16 protein-coding genes and 1 pseudogene are annotated in these 16,216 nt (G+C 60.9%); 13 read left to right on the forward strand and 4 right to left on the reverse strand.

The annotated features are described in order from the left end of the window. The first annotated feature begins 19 nt into the window (after positions 1-19). Both HBN63_RS04495 and HBN63_RS04500 read left to right on the forward strand, forming a co-directional pair. Positions 20-1,231, forward strand: a complete 1,212-nt coding sequence (locus HBN63_RS04495) for a putative DNA modification/repair radical SAM protein (protein WP_170048559.1) — start codon at positions 20-22, stop codon at positions 1,229-1,231. Then, entirely contained in the window at positions 1,231-2,109 is an 879-nt protein-coding gene (locus tag HBN63_RS04500) for a TIGR03915 family putative DNA repair protein (RefSeq protein ID WP_170048560.1), read from the forward strand. The genes HBN63_RS04495 and HBN63_RS04500 overlap by 1 nt, the downstream gene beginning before the upstream one ends. Here HBN63_RS04500 and HBN63_RS04505 read toward each other — a convergent pair. Together HBN63_RS04505 and HBN63_RS04510 are read right to left on the reverse strand one after the other, a co-directional pair. After that, a complete protein-coding gene (locus tag HBN63_RS04505) occupies positions 2,075-3,220 on the reverse strand; it encodes a PilT/PilU family type 4a pilus ATPase (RefSeq protein WP_090250113.1) in 1,146 nt (381 codons plus the stop codon). The two genes, HBN63_RS04500 and HBN63_RS04505, sit on opposite strands and share 35 nt — an antisense overlap. Before the next feature lie 106 nt (positions 3,221-3,326). Then, complete coding sequence (locus tag HBN63_RS04510) at positions 3,327-4,361, reverse strand: type IV pilus twitching motility protein PilT (protein WP_090250115.1); 1,035 nt, start codon at positions 4,359-4,361, stop codon at positions 3,327-3,329. Positions 4,362-4,424: 63 nt separating this feature from the next. Here HBN63_RS04510 and HBN63_RS04515 point away from each other — a divergent pair, with 63 nt between their 5' ends. The 11 genes from HBN63_RS04515 (at position 4,425) to HBN63_RS04565 (ending at position 13,546) form a co-directional block, all read left to right on the forward strand. Then, complete coding sequence (locus tag HBN63_RS04515; protein WP_170048561.1) at positions 4,425-5,111, forward strand: YggS family pyridoxal phosphate-dependent enzyme; 687 nt, start codon at positions 4,425-4,427, stop codon at positions 5,109-5,111. Positions 5,112-5,146: 35 nt separating this feature from the next. After that, complete coding sequence (proC, locus tag HBN63_RS04520) at positions 5,147-5,965, forward strand: pyrroline-5-carboxylate reductase (protein WP_170048562.1); 819 nt, start codon at positions 5,147-5,149, stop codon at positions 5,963-5,965. Positions 5,966-5,974: 9 nt separating this feature from the next. Next, positions 5,975-6,565: a YggT family protein gene (locus HBN63_RS04525; protein ID WP_170048563.1), complete on the forward strand. Its 591-nt coding sequence runs from the start codon at positions 5,975-5,977 to the stop codon at positions 6,563-6,565. A 13-nt stretch (positions 6,566-6,578) separates the two neighbouring features. Then, on the forward strand, positions 6,579-6,875 hold the full coding sequence (locus tag HBN63_RS04530) for a DUF167 domain-containing protein (protein ID WP_167143405.1): 297 nt from the start codon (positions 6,579-6,581) through the stop codon (positions 6,873-6,875). 236 nt (positions 6,876-7,111) lie between these two features. Next, the gene (locus HBN63_RS04535; protein WP_170048564.1) at positions 7,112-9,094 is read left to right on the forward strand and encodes a dynamin-like GTPase family protein; all 1,983 of its coding nucleotides are present in this window, start codon (positions 7,112-7,114) and stop codon (positions 9,092-9,094) included. Between the two features lie 108 nt (positions 9,095-9,202). Continuing rightward, entirely contained in the window at positions 9,203-10,342 is a 1,140-nt protein-coding gene (locus HBN63_RS04540; RefSeq protein ID WP_170048565.1) for a homoserine O-acetyltransferase, read from the forward strand. A 2-nt stretch (positions 10,343-10,344) separates the two neighbouring features. Further along, on the forward strand, positions 10,345-10,965 hold the full coding sequence (gene metW / locus HBN63_RS04545; protein WP_090250134.1) for a methionine biosynthesis protein MetW: 621 nt from the start codon (positions 10,345-10,347) through the stop codon (positions 10,963-10,965). 40 nt (positions 10,966-11,005) lie between these two features. Further along, positions 11,006-11,425 (forward strand): DUF4426 domain-containing protein, encoded by a 420-nt coding sequence (locus tag HBN63_RS04550; RefSeq protein WP_090250138.1) that lies wholly within the window; start codon positions 11,006-11,008, stop codon positions 11,423-11,425. Positions 11,426-11,438: 13 nt separating this feature from the next. After that, complete coding sequence (gene rdgB, locus HBN63_RS04555; RefSeq protein WP_170048566.1) at positions 11,439-12,035, forward strand: RdgB/HAM1 family non-canonical purine NTP pyrophosphatase; 597 nt, start codon at positions 11,439-11,441, stop codon at positions 12,033-12,035. After that, positions 12,032-13,192 (forward strand): radical SAM family heme chaperone HemW, encoded by a 1,161-nt coding sequence (gene hemW / locus HBN63_RS04560; protein WP_170048567.1) that lies wholly within the window; start codon positions 12,032-12,034, stop codon positions 13,190-13,192. Before rdgB ends, hemW begins: the two co-directional genes overlap by 4 nt. 30 nt (positions 13,193-13,222) lie before the next feature. After that, complete coding sequence (locus HBN63_RS04565; RefSeq protein ID WP_090380340.1) at positions 13,223-13,546, forward strand: DUF3392 domain-containing protein; 324 nt, start codon at positions 13,223-13,225, stop codon at positions 13,544-13,546. Positions 13,547-13,554: 8 nt separating this feature from the next. Here the strand turns inward: HBN63_RS04565 and HBN63_RS04570 are convergent, their stop codons facing one another. Then, entirely contained in the window at positions 13,555-14,634 is a 1,080-nt protein-coding gene (locus HBN63_RS04570; RefSeq protein WP_170048568.1) for an NAD(P)-dependent alcohol dehydrogenase, read from the reverse strand. A gap of 176 nt (positions 14,635-14,810) precedes the next feature. Continuing rightward, positions 14,811-16,162 (reverse strand): annotated as a pseudogene (locus tag HBN63_RS04575) (DUF1329 domain-containing protein). Positions 16,163-16,216: the final 54 nt, after the last annotated feature.

The raw sequence follows: 16,216 nt of genomic DNA on the forward strand, positions 1-16,216 counted from the left end.
CAGTTAAGCAGGCATCACCATGCAGCTGATCGAAAAACTCACGGTACTTGCCGACGCCGCCAAATACGACGCTTCTTGCGCCAGCAGCGGCGCACCCAACCGCAGTTCAAAAGGCAAAAGCGGCATCGGCTCGACCAATGGCATGGGCATCTGTCACAGCTTCACCCCAGATGGACGCTGCGTGGCGCTGTTGAAGATCCTGCTGACCAATTTCTGCCTGTATGACTGCCAGTACTGCGTAAACCGCCGCTCCAGCGACGTACCGCGCGCGCGATTTAACCCAGAAGAAGTGGTGACCCTGACCCTCGACTTCTACAAACGCAATTGCATCAGCGGGCTGTTTCTCAGCTCGGGGATTATCCGTTCGGCCGACTACACCATGGAGCAACTGGTCCGTGTGGCCAAGCTGCTGCGTGAAGAGCACGAATTTCGCGGCTATATCCACCTCAAGACCATTCCCGACGCCGACCCGCTATTAATTGCCGAAGCAGGGCGTTATGCCGACCGCCTTAGCGTGAATATCGAACTGCCCACCGAAAGCAGCCTGATTCGCCTGGCCCCGGAAAAGCAGGTGCGAACCATCAAGCAGGCCATGCACTCGATCCACCAGGGCGAGAGCGAAGCGCGCGCGGAAAAGCGCGCACCGCGTTTCGCCCCGGCTGGGCAGAGCACACAGATGATCATTGGTGCCGATGCCACCGACGACAGCACCATTCTGCACACTGCCGCGTCGCTCTACGGCAACTACCGCCTGCGCCGGGTGTATTACTCGGCATTCAGCCCGATCCCGCAGAGCCCGAACACCGTACCCTTCGAAGCGCCGCCCTTGTTACGCGAGCACCGCCTGTATCAAGCCGACTTCCTGCTGCGCGGCTACGGTTTCGACGTGAATGAGCTGCTCAGCGGCCCCGGCAACCTGGCGCTGGATATCGACCCGAAACTGGCCTGGGCACTGAACAACCGTGAGCACTTCCCCGTCGACCTCAATCGCGCCGAACCGGCAATGATCGCTCGCGTGCCGGGAATCGGCGTGCTCAGTGCGAAACGCTTGGTCGCCTTGCGCCGGCAGAAGCGCATCCGCTTTGAAGACCTGACGCGCCTGCGCTGCGCCCTGGAAAAGGCCAAGCCCTTTATCGTCACCCATGATTATCGCCCCCTGCAGGCCAGCCGCGAATCCCTGCTGCTGCGCCAGCAGCTCAGCGAAACCCCGGCACAAATGGCGCTGTGGTGATGCACCACGCCTCATTCGACGGCAGCTTTGCCGGTTGGCGCGAGGTTGCCAGAAACCTGGTGCAGCACGGTATACCGCCGCATCAGATCACGTGGTTGGGCAACAACGACAGCGGCGGGTTGTTTGACCAAGCACCGATAAGCCTCGAGTCTACAGTGACAAACCCTGCACCGCGGATCCCCAAGCAGCTGCTGGAGCTGCTGCAAAGCGCCGTACACTTTCGTGTCGAGGACCGCTGGAGCCTTCTCTACCGGATTCTCTGGCGGGTCGCTCAGGGTGATCGCGCAGCCATGCTGCCGGGAGACATCGATGGCAGCCAGCTGCATAAACGGCTAAAAGCGGTGCGCCGCGAAGCCCACCACCTGCATGCCTTTCTGCGTTTTCACCCGCGCCCCGAAGACGCCGAAGGCCCACAACTGGTGGCCTGGCATGAGCCGGCCCATGACATCCTGGCCAGTGCCAGTGGGCACTTTGCCGAGCGCCTAGGGCGCACCCGCTGGTTGATTGCCACACCGGATGACGGTGTGTATTGGGATGGCCAGCGCCTGCATTACCAGCGACCCTGCCCGAGTGAGTGGCAACGCATGGCGCAAACGCCCGAGGATACTGGGGAAGCCCTGTGGCTGGCGTATTACGGCAGCACGTTCAACCCTGCGCGGCTCAACCGCAGCGCACTGGAAACCAGCATGCCGGTGCGTTTCTGGAGAAACCTCCCGGAAGGCCCGCTGATTCCGCAACTGATGAGCCAAGCCCGCGCCGGCGCGCAACGCGATGGCCAAGCCGAAACCGTCGCGCGACAGGGTGGTAAACGTATTCATCACCCCAACGCGAAACCGGCGCCAATCAACGAAAACGACGACCTGGATCGTCCTGACTGACTTCCAGTGACAAACCCTGCGCCATGCTGCTCAGGTGATCGCCATCCGTTTCCGAACCGAGCTTGATCATCAGGCGCAGGTCGTTGGCCGAATCCGCATACAGCAGCGCATCTTCGTAGGTGATCTCGCCCTGGCTGTAGAGGTTGTACAGCGCCTGGTCGAAGGTCTGCATACCCTGCTCGGTGGAGCGTTTCATCAGCGCCTTGAGCTCATGCACTTCACCCTTGCGAATCAAGTCGGCCGCCAGCGGGGTGTTGATCAATACCTCAATCACTGCGCGGCGGCCTTTGCCGTCCGGGGTTGGGATCAGTTGCTGGGCGACGATGGCCTTGAGGTTGAGCGACAGGTCCATCCACACCTGGTTCTGCCGATCGGAGGGGAAGAAGTTGATGATGCGGTCAAGCGCCTGGTTGGCGTTGTTGGCGTGCAGCGTAGCCAGACACAAGTGCCCTGTCTCGGCGAAGGCAACGGCATGGTCCATGGTTTCGCGGGTACGCACCTCACCGATGAGAATCACGTCCGGCGCCTGGCGCAGGGTGTTCTTCAACGCCACTTCAAAGGATTCGGTGTCGATGCCCACCTCACGCTGAGTGACGATGCAGCTCTGGTGCTGGTGGATGTATTCAATTGGGTCTTCGATGGAAATGATGTGGCCGCTGCTGTTCTTGTTGCGGTAGCCGATCATTGCAGCCAGCGAGGTCGATTTACCGGTACCGGTCGCACCGACAAACAACACCAGGCCACGTTTGGTCAGAGCCAATTTCTTGAGGATTTCCGGCAGTTTCAGCTCGTCCAGCGTCGGGATATTGGTCTCGATACGACGCAGCACCATCCCCGCCAGGTTACGTTGATAAAACGCACTAACGCGGAAGCGGCCGACGCCGCGTGCGCTGATGGCAAAGTTGCACTCATGGTTCTCGGTAAAATCGCGGCGCTGCTGCTCATTCATCACCGCATGCACGGTTTCACGCGTCTGCTCTGGCGACATGGGCGTCTTGGTGATCGGCATAATCTTGCCGTTGACCTTCATCGACGGCGGTACGCCAGCGGTAATAAACAGGTCAGAGCCGCCCTTTTCCACCATCAGGCGCAGCAGTTTTTCGAATTCCATCGTTGTTCGCCCATGTGCATCACGCGGTTATGCAAGGCCAGCGGCAGACGCGTGAATGGCCGCTGGGCTGAACCCGACAGGCGAATGCCGGCCAGGTACTGTCGATTTAGAAGTTTTCTGGCGTTTTGGCTTTTTCGCGCGCGGCTTCGCGGCTGACGATGCCCTTGGTCACCAGAGTTTTCAGGCAGGAATCCAGGGTCTGCATACCCAGCGAGCCACCGGTCTGGATTGCCGAATACATCTGCGCCACCTTATCCTCGCGGATCAGGTTACGGATGGCCGGAGTGCCAATCATGATTTCGTGGGCCGCCACACGACCGCCGCCGATCTTCTTCAGCAGGGTCTGCGAGATAACCGATTGCAGCGATTCGGAGAGCATGGAACGAACCATGGACTTCTCTTCGGCCGGGAATACGTCAACCACGCGGTCGATGGTTTTGGCCGCCGAGGTAGTGTGCAAAGTGCCGAATACCAGGTGACCGGTTTCCGCTGCGGTCAGAGCCAGGCGGATAGTTTCCAGGTCACGCATCTCGCCGACCAGGATGATGTCCGGGTCTTCCCGCAGTGCCGAGCGCAGGGCTTCGGAGAAGCCGAGGGTGTCGCGGTGCACCTCACGCTGGTTGATCAGGCACTTTTTCGACTCGTGAACGAATTCGATTGGGTCTTCGACGGTGAGGATGTGGTGGTACTTGTTACTGTTTATATAGTCGAGCATCGCCGCCAGGGTGGTCGACTTGCCCGAACCGGTTGGCCCGGTTACCAGCACCAGGCCGCGCGGCACATCGGAAATTTTGCGGAAGATCTCGCCCATGCCGAGGTCTTCCATGCTCAGCACTTTCGACGGAATGGTCCGGAATACCGCGCCAGAACCACGGTTCTGGTTGAAGGCGTTAACCCGGAAACGCGCCACGCCGGGTACTTCGAAGGAGAAGTCGGTCTCGAGGAACTCCTCGAAATCTTTGCGCTGCTTGTCGTTCATGATGTCGTAGATCAGTGCGTGCACCTGTTTATGGTCCAACGCAGGCAAATTGATCCGGCGAACATCACCGTCGACCCGAATCATCGGAGGCAGGCCAGCGGAGAGATGCAGGTCCGATGCACCTTGCTTGGCGCTGAAGGCCAGCAATTCAGTGATATCCATGGGACTCCCTAATGACAGACAAGCAGGTAGAATGCCGCGAAACCCAGGCGGCGGGCGCAAGTAATGTCCACGATAGCAGAGAATATTGCAAAGGTCGGAGTGCGCATCCGTGAGGCGGCGCAAGCCTCGCAGCGAGATTGTGCGACTGTTGGCCTACTCGCGGTGAGCAAAACCAAACCGGCCGAAGCGATTCGCCAGGCCTTTGCAGCCGGCACCTACGATTTCGGTGAGAACTACCTGCAGGAAGCCCTAGAAAAGCAGGCCGAATTGAGCGACCTGCCGCTGACCTGGCACTTTATCGGTCCGATCCAATCGAACAAAACCAAGCCCATCGCCGAGCACTTTGCCTGGGTGCACTCGGTGGACCGCCTGAAAATCGCCCAGCGTCTGTCTGATCAACGTCCGGCGCATCTGCCGCCGTTGAATATCTGCCTGCAGGTGAATGTTAGCGGTGAGGCCAGCAAATCCGGCTGCAACCCAGATGAGCTGCAGGCCCTGGCACAAGCGGTTACACAACTGCCCAACCTGCGCCTGCGAGGATTGATGACAATTCCCGAGCCCACCGATGACCCCAGCGAGCAACGCGCCGCCTTCGCCCGCCTGCGCGAGCTGATGCAAGGTCTGAACCTGGACCTCGACACCTTGTCCATGGGCATGAGCCATGACCTAGAAGCCGCCATCGCCGAAGGCGCAACCTGGGTCAGGATTGGCACCGCCCTCTTCGGCGCTCGTGACTACAGCACAACCTGATTGAGTTTGCCTTCAGCTATAAAAGGAAGCCCGTTATGACCACGCCTCGCATTGCCTTTATCGGCGCCGGCAATATGGCCGCCAGCCTGATCGGCGGACTGCGCGCCCAGGGCACTGATGCCAGCGCCATTCGTGCCAGTGACCGCGGCGCCGAACAGCGCAACAAGATCAGCGCCGAACATGGCATCGAAACCTTTGCCAGCAACGCTGAGGCGATTCAGGGCGCGGACGTGATCGTGCTGTCGATCAAGCCGCAGGTGATGAAAGAAGTCTGCCTGGATCTCGCCGCACATATCGGCGAACAGCAGCTGGTGGTGTCGATTGCCGCCGGCATCAGCTGCGCCAGCCTGGAAAACTGGCTCGGCCCACGTGCGATTGTGCGCTGCATGCCCAACACGCCGGCGCTGCTGCGCCAGGGCGTCAGCGGTCTGTATAGCAATACTCAGGTTTCGCCGGCCCAGCGCCAACAGGCCGAACAGCTGCTCAGCGCCGTCGGCCTGGCGCTGTGGCTGGATCAGGAAGCACAGATCAATGCCGTGACCGCCGTGTCCGGCAGCGGCCCGGCATACTTCTTCCTGCTGATTGAAGCCATGACCGCCGCGGGCGAGAAACTCGGCCTGCCGCGCGAAACTGCTGCCCAGCTGACACTGCACACCGCCCTCGGCGCTGCCCGTATGGCTGTGGCCAGCGATGTCGATGCCAGCGAACTACGCCGCCGGGTAACCTCACCGGCTGGCACCACCGAGGCTGCGATCAAGACCTTCCAGGCTGACGGCTTCGAGACCTTGGTCGAGAAAGCCCTGAATGCCGCCGCCCACCGCTCTGCCGAGCTCGCCGAACAACTCGGTCAATAAGGAACGAAAATGATCGGACTCAACACCGCCGCCGTTTACATCCTGCAGACCATTGGCAGCCTCTACCTGCTGATCGTATTGCTGCGTTTTATCCTGCAACTGGTACGTGCAGACTTCTACAACCCGCTCAGCCAATTCATTGTGCGTGCCACCCATCCGCTGCTGAAACCGCTGCGCAAGGTGATTCCAAGCGTCGCCGGGCTTGATCTGGCCTCGCTGGTGCTAGCCATTGTGGTGCAGCTCGTGCTGATGGCACTCACCCTGATGCTCCTTGGTTATGGCCTGGAGAACCCGCTGCAGCTGCTGGTGTGGTCGATCATTGGCGTCACTGCACTGTTCCTCAAGGTGTTCTTCTTCGCCCTGATCATCAGCGTGATTCTGTCCTGGGTCGCCCAAGGCAGCCATAACCCCACCGCCATGCTGATCAATCAGATCTGCGAGCCACTGCTGTCGCCAATTCGCCGCATTCTGCCGAGCATGGGCGGGCTGGATCTGTCGCCGATCGTCGCGTTCCTGCTCCTCAACCTGATCGACATGCTGGTGATCCGCAACTTGGCGGTCATGACAGGCATGTACAAAGGCCTCAGTTTGGCAATCTGACCGCGAGCGCCGGATGAGCCACTTTCGCTGGGACGGCGCCGACCTGATTCTCGAGTGCCACCTGCAGCCTAAGGCGAGCAAGGATGAGTTCGCGGGGCTGCACGGTGAGCGGGTGAAAATCCGTCTTACCGCACCGCCTGTAGATGGCAAAGCCAATGCCCAGCTGCTGGCGTTCCTCGCCAGCGTATTTGCAGTCAGCAAAAGCCAGGTCAGCCTGGAAAGCGGTCAACAAAGCCGGCAAAAGCGCGTGCGCATCAAACAACCACAGCGTTTACCCACTGAACTCGCACTGACCGCTCGGTCATCCTGACCGACCATAAGGCGGGCGGGCGACGACGTGCGATTGACGCCATAGCTGCGACCCGCATAATGCCAGGCAGGTCAATCCACGAACGTCGTGGATCTGGCGCAATTGCGCAGGCTTTAAAGCATTATCTGCCGCGTCAGTTACCCACGCGGTACCGTTCAATGTGTGCCCGACTCAACCTGGGTGCCGTATAGCCCAGTCGCCCCACAATGGATGCGCCAACCGGAGGAAAGCCCAGGATGAGCATGGAACGTCTCAGTCAGCAGGTCGATGCTTACGTCGCCTGGAAGCGCGAGCTGATGCGCGAAATCACCCGCTATCGCAGCTGGCTGCTGACCAATCGGCTCAACTCTGAGGCCGTGGAGGCCAAGCTTGAGCGCGCGCTCAAACTGTTGCGCACTGACCATATCACCCTGGCTTTTGTCGGTGAGTTCTCACGCGGCAAGACCGAGCTGATCAACAGCCTGTTCTTCTCCTCCTACGGCCAGCGCATGCTGCCGTCCCAGGCTGGGCGCACCACCATGTGCCCTACCGAGCTGTTCTTCGACCCACGTTCGGAGCGCTCCTATATCCGCCTGCTGCCGATCGAGACCCGCGTGTCCGAGGCCAGTGTGGCGCAGTTCAAACGGATTCCGCGGCACTGGGTAAATATTCCGCTGGACCTCAGCGACCCGGACAACATGGTTCAGGCCTTTATCCAGGTCGCCAGCACCAAACCCATGCCGGTCGAACAGGCGATTGCTCTGGGCTTTCACCCGGACATGCTGGAAAGCACCAATAAGCCCGGCGAAGTGCTGGTGCCAGCCTGGCGTCACGCCATGGTCAACTTCGACCACCCGTTGCTGCGTCAGGGTTTGCGCATCCTCGACACCCCAGGCCTGAACGCCCTCGGCAGTGAGCCGGAGCTGACCTTGTCGATGCTGCCTAGCGCACAGGCGATCATATTTCTGCTGTCCGCCGATACCGGCGTGACTGCCAGCGACATGGCCGTATGGCAACAGCATATCCGCCAACTCGACGAAGACACCCAGACCAGTCTGTTCGCCGTGTTGAACAAGATCGACGTGCTCTGGGATGACCTGGCCGGCGAAGCCTTTGTACAGAACGCCATCCGCCAGATCCAGACCAGCACCGCACGCCAGCTCGGCATCCGCGTCGAGGACGTGCTGCCGCTGTCGGCCAAGCAGGCGATGCTGGCCAAGGTGCGCAAGGACCCAGAACTGCTGGCCCGCAGCCAGATGAGCAATCTGGAAAACTTGCTTTGCGAACGCATCATCGCGCAGAAGGAACGCCTGCTTGAAGACCGCGTGGTCAATCAGGTGCTGAGGCTGCTGCAGAACAGCCAGCACGTGCTCAACCTGCGTCTGGAAAAGGTCAACGAGCAACAGGGCCTGCTGAGCAATCACCAGCACGACAACGGCCAGATGCTGTTCGAGCTGACCGCCAAGACCAAGGAAGACCACAGCCAGCACCATAAACGCCTGCTTGGCCTGAAAACCAACCAGCGCTTGCTCAAACGTCAGGGCGACCTGCTGCGCCACGCCTCGCGCAGCGAGCGCCTGGACGAACACCTGAACAAGGTACGCAAGAACCTCACTGGCAGCTGGACCACCCTGGGTATCAACCAGGCCATCCTGCATTTCTTCCGCAGCGTGGAGCAGGACCTGCACAACCTGGCGCAGGAAGCCGATATGGCCAACAAGATGGTCGCTGCCATCTACCGTCGGCACAACGAAGAGAACCCGCTGCATGGCGTCGACGCACCGCAGTTCAACGTCAACCGCTACCTGCGTGAGCTCAAGCAGCAACAGACCAAGGCCGACCAGTTCCGCCTGCAGCTGAAAACCCTGCTGACCGAACAGCGCAGCCTCACCAAACGCTTCTTCGCCACCCTGGTGCAGGAAGTGATCGGCCTGCACCAGCGCATGCGCCAGGAAGCCGAGCAGTGGGCCAGCGATGCGCTGATGCCGCTGATGCAGCACACCCTGGAGCACAAGCAGCTGCTGGAAACCCACATGCTGCGGCTCAAGGCCCTGGCCCAGGAAACCCAACAGGCGCGCCAGCGCGGCCAGCAACTGGCGCGTTACAGCGGCGAACTGGAGCAGCAACTGGCGCAGGCCAACGACATGCTGCGCATCCTGCGGCGCCCTGCCCCCGTGCAGCGCCAGGGCAAGGTGGTCAACCTGCCAGGAGCTGCACGCCCGCACAGCATCGGCGAATAGCCCCGGTTCAGCTCTGCCATATCCGCCGTACCCCAGCCGCCCCATGCGCTTGCCGCCTGGGGCGGCGCTCTTTAGACTGCGGCTCTTCCTTTATTGCGAGCAGGGTCGATGTCGACTGCCTTTCCCCAAGACTCTGTTGGCCTGGTAACCCCGCAGGTGCTGCACTTTGCAGAACCTCTGGCGCTGGCCTGCGGGCGCAGCCTGGCCGACTACCAACTGATCTTCGAAACCTATGGCGAGCTGAATGCCACGGCGAGCAACGCCGTGCTGATCTGCCACGCCCTGTCCGGCCACCACCATGCTGCCGGTTATCACAGCGCCGATGACCGTAAACCGGGCTGGTGGGACAGCTGTATCGGTCCCGGCAAACCCATCGACACCAACAAGTTCTTTGTCGTCAGCCTGAACAACCTCGGCGGCTGCAACGGTTCCACCGGCCCCAGCAGCACCAACCCGGCGACCGGCAAGCCCTTTGGCGCGGACTTCCCGGTAATGACCGTGGAAGACTGGGTACACAGCCAGGCGCGGCTTGCCGACAACCTCGGCATCCAGCAGTGGGCAGCGGTGATCGGCGGTAGCCTCGGCGGTATGCAGGCCATGCAATGGACCATCAGCTACCCCGAGCGCGTGCGTCACTGCCTGGCCATCGCCTCGGCGCCCAAGCTATCGGCGCAGAACATCGCCTTCAACGAAGTGGCGCGTCAGGCGATCCTCACTGACCCGCAATTCCATGGCGGACACTTTCAGGAACAGGGCGTGATCCCCAAGCGCGGGCTGATGCTGGCGCGCATGGTCGGCCACATCACCTACCTGTCGGATGACGCCATGGGCGAAAAATTCGGCCGTGGCCTGAAGAGCGAGAAGCTCAACTACGACTTCCACAGCGTCGAGTTCCAGGTGGAAAGCTACCTGCGCTACCAGGGCGAGGAGTTCTCCGGACGCTTTGACGCCAACACCTACCTGCTGATGACCAAGGCGCTGGACTACTTCGACCCGGCGGCAACTTTCGATGGCGACCTGGCCAAGACCCTGGCCCACGTCAGCGCCGATTTCTGCGTGATGTCCTTCACCACCGACTGGCGCTTCTCGCCGGCACGCTCACGGGAAATCGTCGATGCGCTGACCGCCGCGCGGAAAAACGTCTGCTACCTGGAAATCGATGCGCCCCAGGGCCACGACGCCTTCCTCATGCCGATCCCGCGCTACCTGCAGGCGTTCGACAGCTATATGAAACGGATTAAGGTGTAGCCATGCGCGCGGATCTCGACATCATCCAAGAGTGGATTCCCGCCGGTAGCCGGGTGCTTGACCTGGGTTGCGGCAATGGCGAGCTGCTCGCCTGGCTGGCCGAACACAAGCAGGTCTCCGGTTACGGCCTGGAAATCGATGCGGACAACATCGCCCAGTGCGTGAGCAAGGGCGTCAATGTGATCGAGCAGAACCTCGACAAGGGCCTGGGCAACTTTGCCAGCAACAGCTTCGACGTGGTGGTTATGACCCAGTCGCTGCAAGCCCTGCATTACCCGGACAAAGTACTGGCGGAGATGCTGCGCGTCGGCAAGACCTGCATCATCACCTTCCCCAACTTCGGCCACTGGCACTGCCGCTGGTACCTCACCACCAAGGGCCGTATGCCAGTGTCGGATTTTCTCCCGTACACCTGGTTCAACACGCCGAACATCCATTTCTGCACCTTCGAAGACTTCGAAAAGCTGTGCCACGATCAGGGCGCAAAAGTCATGGATCGTCTGGCCGTGGACCGCGACCACCGGCACGGCTGGGCCAGTCGGATCTGGCCTAATCTTTTAGGTGAAATCGGCATTTACCGGATCAGCGGGCCTACTGCCCAGGATGTTCAAATCGCCAATTGAGCGGCCTTATCCCAGGCCGCTGTCCATCTGGAGAACCCTTATGCGTCGCATCGCACTTTTATTTATCGCCCTGTGCCTGAGCCTGCCTGCGCTGGCTGAACGCAAGCAGACGTTCGGCGACCTCGACGTGCACTACATCACCTTCAACTCCAGCTTTCTGCAGCCGGACATAGCCGCAGCCAACGGCCTGGTCCGCAGCAAAACTCAGGGCGTGGTGAACATTTCCGTACTCAAAGCCGGCAAGGCCAGTAGCGCCAGCGTCAGTGGCGAAGTGAAGGATCTGGTCGGCCGCAGCCAGCCGCTGACCTTCAAGCAGGTCAACGAAGGTGAAGCCATCTATTACCTGGCGCAATTCACCTTCAGCCAGCGTGAAATGCTGCGTTTCACCATCAACGTGCGCGCGGCCGATGGCGTGGCGCACAGTTTTAATTTCAACCAGGAAGTCTTCCCAGACGAATGATGGCCCTGAATACATGATGCCTTTCAACGAGCTTGTACTCGCCAGCCATAACGCCGGCAAACTCAAAGAGCTGCAGGCCATGCTCGGCAGCAGCGTACGCGTGCGCTCCGTCGGCGAGTTCTCCATGGTCGAGCCGGAAGAAACCGGCTTATCGTTTATCGAAAACGCCATTCTCAAAGCACGCAATGCTGCCCGCCTGTCCGGCATGCCGGCGCTGGCCGATGACTCCGGCCTGGCGGTGGATTTTCTCGGTGGCGCACCGGGCATCTACTCGGCGCGCTACGCCGATGGCCAGGGTGATGCGGCGAATAATGCCAAGCTGCTCGATGCCCTGAAAGAGGTGCCGGATGCCGAGCGCGGCGCGCAGTTCGTCTGTTGCCTGGCGCTGGTACGGCATGCCGACGACCCGCTGCCGATCATCTGCGAAGGCCTCTGGCACGGGCGCATCCTGCACGCCGCGCAAGGCGTGGAAGGCTTCGGCTATGACCCGCTGTTCTGGGTGCCCGAGCGCGACTGCTCCAGCGCCGAACTGCCGGCGGCCGATAAAAACCAGATCAGCCACCGCGCACGCGCCATGGCCCTGCTGAAACAGCGGCTGGGCCTGGCATGACCACGGCGTCCGGCGGTGGCTTCGCGCTGCCGCCACTTGCACTCTATGTGCACATTCCCTGGTGCGTAAAGAAGTGCCCGTATTGCGACTTCAACTCCCACACCGCCGGGCCAAACCTGCCGGAGGAAGAGTACGTCGACGCCCTGCTGGCCGATCTCGATGCTGATCTGGCGCAGGCGCATAACCGGCCGCTGATTTCGATTTTCTTTGGCGGCGGCACCCCTAGCCTGTTTTCGGCCAAGGCCCTCGGTCGCCTGCTTGAAGGCGTAGAGCGGCGCGTGCCGTTTGCCGCCGATATCGAAATCACCCTGGAAGCCAACCCAGGAACCTTCGAGCAGGCCAAGTTCAAGGACTACCGCAGCCTCGGCATTAATCGCCTGTCAATTGGCGTACAGAGTTTCCAGGCGCCCAAGCTGATCGCTTTGGGCCGAATCCACGACGGCGACGAAGCGGTGCATGCCGCCGATATGGCACGCGCCGCCGGCTTCGACAATTTCAACCTCGACCTGATGCACGGCCTGCCAAATCAGTCCATCGAGGATGCCCTCAGCGATCTGCGCACCGCCATTGCTCAAGGGCCGACGCACCTGTCCTGGTATCAACTGACGGTGGAGCCGAACACGGTGTTCTGGAACCAGCCGCCGGTGATGCCGGAGGACGATATTCTCTGGGACATTCAGGAAGCCGGACAGGCCCTGCTGGCCGCTGAAGGTTACGCGCAGTACGAAGTTTCAGCCTACGCCCAGGCCGGCAAGGCCGCGCGGCACAACCTGAACTACTGGACCTTCGGTGACTTTCTCGGCATCGGCGCCGGCGCTCACGCCAAACTCAGCCAGCCGGACGGGCGCATCAGCCGTAGCTGGAAAACCCGCCTGCCCAAAGACTACCTAGACCGCAGCAAACGCTTCAGCGCCGGCGAACGCGTCCTGGGTGCTGATGAACTGCCCTTCGAATTTTTGATGAATGTGCTGCGCCTCACGGACGGCGTCGCCAGCGAATTGTTCACTCAGCGCACCGGCCTGCCGCTCAGCCAACTCGCCGCAGCGCGTATTGAAGCGCAAAAGCGCGGCCTGCTGCACAGCGATCCGACACGCCTGTGCGCCACCCGCGAAGGCCAGCTGTTTCTCAACGACCTGCTGCAGTATTTTCTACCCTGACGCACACGCCGCCACGGCTAAGGACACCGGATGGACCTGCTACTCGACCTGATCGTCACCCTGTCGCGCTGGAGCCGCAGCCACCTCTACGATATATCCCTGGCGATCATGGCCACCCTGCTGGTGCTCTTCGGCCCTGGGATCAATGCCTGGGTGCAACGCAATACCAGCAGCATGAACTTCATCTTCCGCACGCTGATCTTCGTGCTGCTCTGCGCAGTGGGCTACGGCCTGCTGATCGTCTTCGCCACACCGTATCTGGCCAAAGGCCTGGGCTTCTTCAACAACTTCACCCTGGCCCCGGTGCTGATTCTGGTGTTCTTTATCATCGGCATCCTCGCCGACCGCAGCTGACTCAGCACTTACGCAAACGGCTTGATCGCCACCTTGAGCACGCCATCGCGCTGATGTGCGAAGAGATCATAGGCGGCGACGATGTCATCCAGCGCATACTGGTGTGTCACCAGCGCGCCGAAATCGACGCGTCCGGAGGCCACCACATTGATCAGCCGGCGCATGCGTTCCTTACCGCCCGGGCACAGTGAGGTAACGATCTTGTGGTCACCCAAACCGGCATGAAACGCCGTCAGGGGAATCACCAGATCCGTTGAATACACACCCAGGCTGGACAACGTGCCACCCGGCTTGAGCACGCGAAGCGCACTTTCGAAAGTGGATTGCAGGCCCAATGCTTCGATGGCCGCATCCACACCACGGCCACCGGTCAGGCGCAGGATCTCTTCGACCACATCGACCTGGTTGAAGTTAAGGGTGATGTCCGCGCCCATCTGCCGGGCAATCTGCAAGCGCTGCTCGACACCATCGACCACGATGATGGTGCTCGCCCCGCGCAGCTTGGCCCCGGCCGTGGCGCACAAGCCAATCGGCCCCTGGGCGAAGACGGCGACCACATCACCGATCTTGATATTCGCGGCTTCTGCACCGGCAAACCCGGTGGACATGATGTCCGGACACATCAGCACCTGCTCGTCAGTCAGGCCATCCGGCACTGGGGCCAGGTTGCCCTGAGCGTCTGGCACCAGCACATACTCGGCCTGGGTGCCGTCGATGCTGTTGCCGAAGCGCCAGCCGCCCATGGGTTTGTAGCCATGGCAGCTGCAGCCGCCATCCTGAGAAGAATAACCGTCCTGACTAGCGTAGGAGCTGAAGCTTGGGCAGATGGCTCCGGCGATCACCCGCTGCCCCTCGTGGTAACCCTGTACGTTGCTCCCCAGCTTCTCGATGATGCCAACCGGTTCGTGGCCGATGGTCAGTCCCTTGGCCACTGGGTATTCACCCTTGAGGATGTGCACATCGGTGCCGCAGATGGTCGTGGTGGTAATCCGTACCAACGCATCATTGGGTCCAACGGGTGGGATGGGCTTGTCCACCAGTTCGATGCGTCCAGGCTCGATAAACACAGCTGCTTTCATCATGCTCATGGTCAGGCTCCTTGTATGCGCTAGCACAGAGCCCTGACTGTAGTCGGATGACAGCTCGGCTACTTGTCCTGCATCAACGGCCGGCGCAGTTCGCGTAATGCTCCAAGGCCACACAGCCTCAATCGCCGGGCATAAAAAAACCGCCTGCAAGAGGCGGCTTTTCAGTGCGATGAGGCTCAGTTACCTTCGCGACGCAGCGCCTGCGGGGTGAAATCGCGCGGCGTCAGCTTGGCGTTGAAGTTGTACATAGGCTCATTGTTATCCAGGCCGTCGACAAAGTAACGCTTGCCCTTGAAGTCATAGATGGTCTCCAGGGTGCTGCCGAACATCGGCACGTCGTAGTAGCTGATCGGATGGCTTTCCTGCACACCGCTCAGCTCGCCGCTCTTGTCGTATAGGTCGGCGGCGAGGATCTGCCAGCTGTCTTCATCGATATAGAAGCGACGCTTGGCATACGGGTGGCTGAAGCCCTTGCGCAGCTCAGCATCGACAACCCAGACGCGGTGCAGCTCATACCGCAGCAGTTCCGGATTCACGGTATTGCTACGCAGAATGTTGTCGTATGGGATGCCTTTCTGGTGCACGGCGTAGCTGTTGTAAGGCACCAGCATTTCCTGCTTGCCTACCAGGTTCCACTCATAGCGGTCAGGTGCACCGTTGTAGGAGTCGACCACGTCGGCGGTGGCCATGCCGTTGGTGTCCGGCTGCAGGGTGTCGTAGGCCAGCATCGGCAGACGGCGCACGCGGCGCTCGCCACGGTTGAAGCGCCAGGCCTTGCGGATCGCCAACACTTGATCGAGGGTCTCCTGCACCACCAGCGCCGAACCGGCCAGCTTGGCCGGCGCGACCACCTTGTACTTGTAGTAGAACAGGGTGTTGTCCAGGTCCTGCGGGCTGACACCTTCACGGCCGTAGAGGAAGTAGATGTCACGTTCCAGTTTGAGCAGGTTATAGGCACCGTTGCTCAGTACCGCTGCCTGGTTGGTGACAAAGCTGATCTGATCGCCACGGTAACGCATGATGTGGTTCCAGATAACTTCCTGGCCGGTTTTCGGCAGCGGGAAAGGGATACCAGCAGCAGCACCATCAACACCGTTACCGCCGGAAATCAGCTCTGCGGTCTGCGCGTTGAAGCGCGTAGCATCATAGATACGCTGCGGCGCTGCGGCGCTGCGGCGCTGCGACGGGTCGGGAATACCCGCAGAAAGTAATCCGGATTTTTCTCCAGCAACGCCTTCAGGCCCGCCGGCAGCTGCGCCTGGTACTGTGCCAGGTTTTGGCTGTTGACCTGGTACAAGGGCGCATCGGCGCTGTAAGGGTCAGGGTGATGCATGCCCGGCTGGTAGTTGGCTGGCGGTTGCGCCAGGCCACCGTCCCAGGCTGGAATGGTGCCGGCGGCATTGCCCGCGCGCTCACCGCCCAGTGGCGTCAGGTCCTGGCCCAGGCGCGCAGCCTGGGTACTGTCGACTTTGGCCTGTGCCTGTAGCGCGCACGTAGCCAGCAGCAGAATTGAAAGCGTTCTCAACACAGCGATCTCCTCGCAGCCTGGCCTGAGGCAGGGCTGCTGTTTTTATGACCGGGG

The sequence above is a fragment of the Pseudomonas sp. WS 5011 genome, from assembly GCF_012985775.1.
In the GTDB taxonomy this organism is placed as follows: domain Bacteria; phylum Pseudomonadota; class Gammaproteobacteria; order Pseudomonadales; family Pseudomonadaceae; genus Aquipseudomonas; species Aquipseudomonas peli.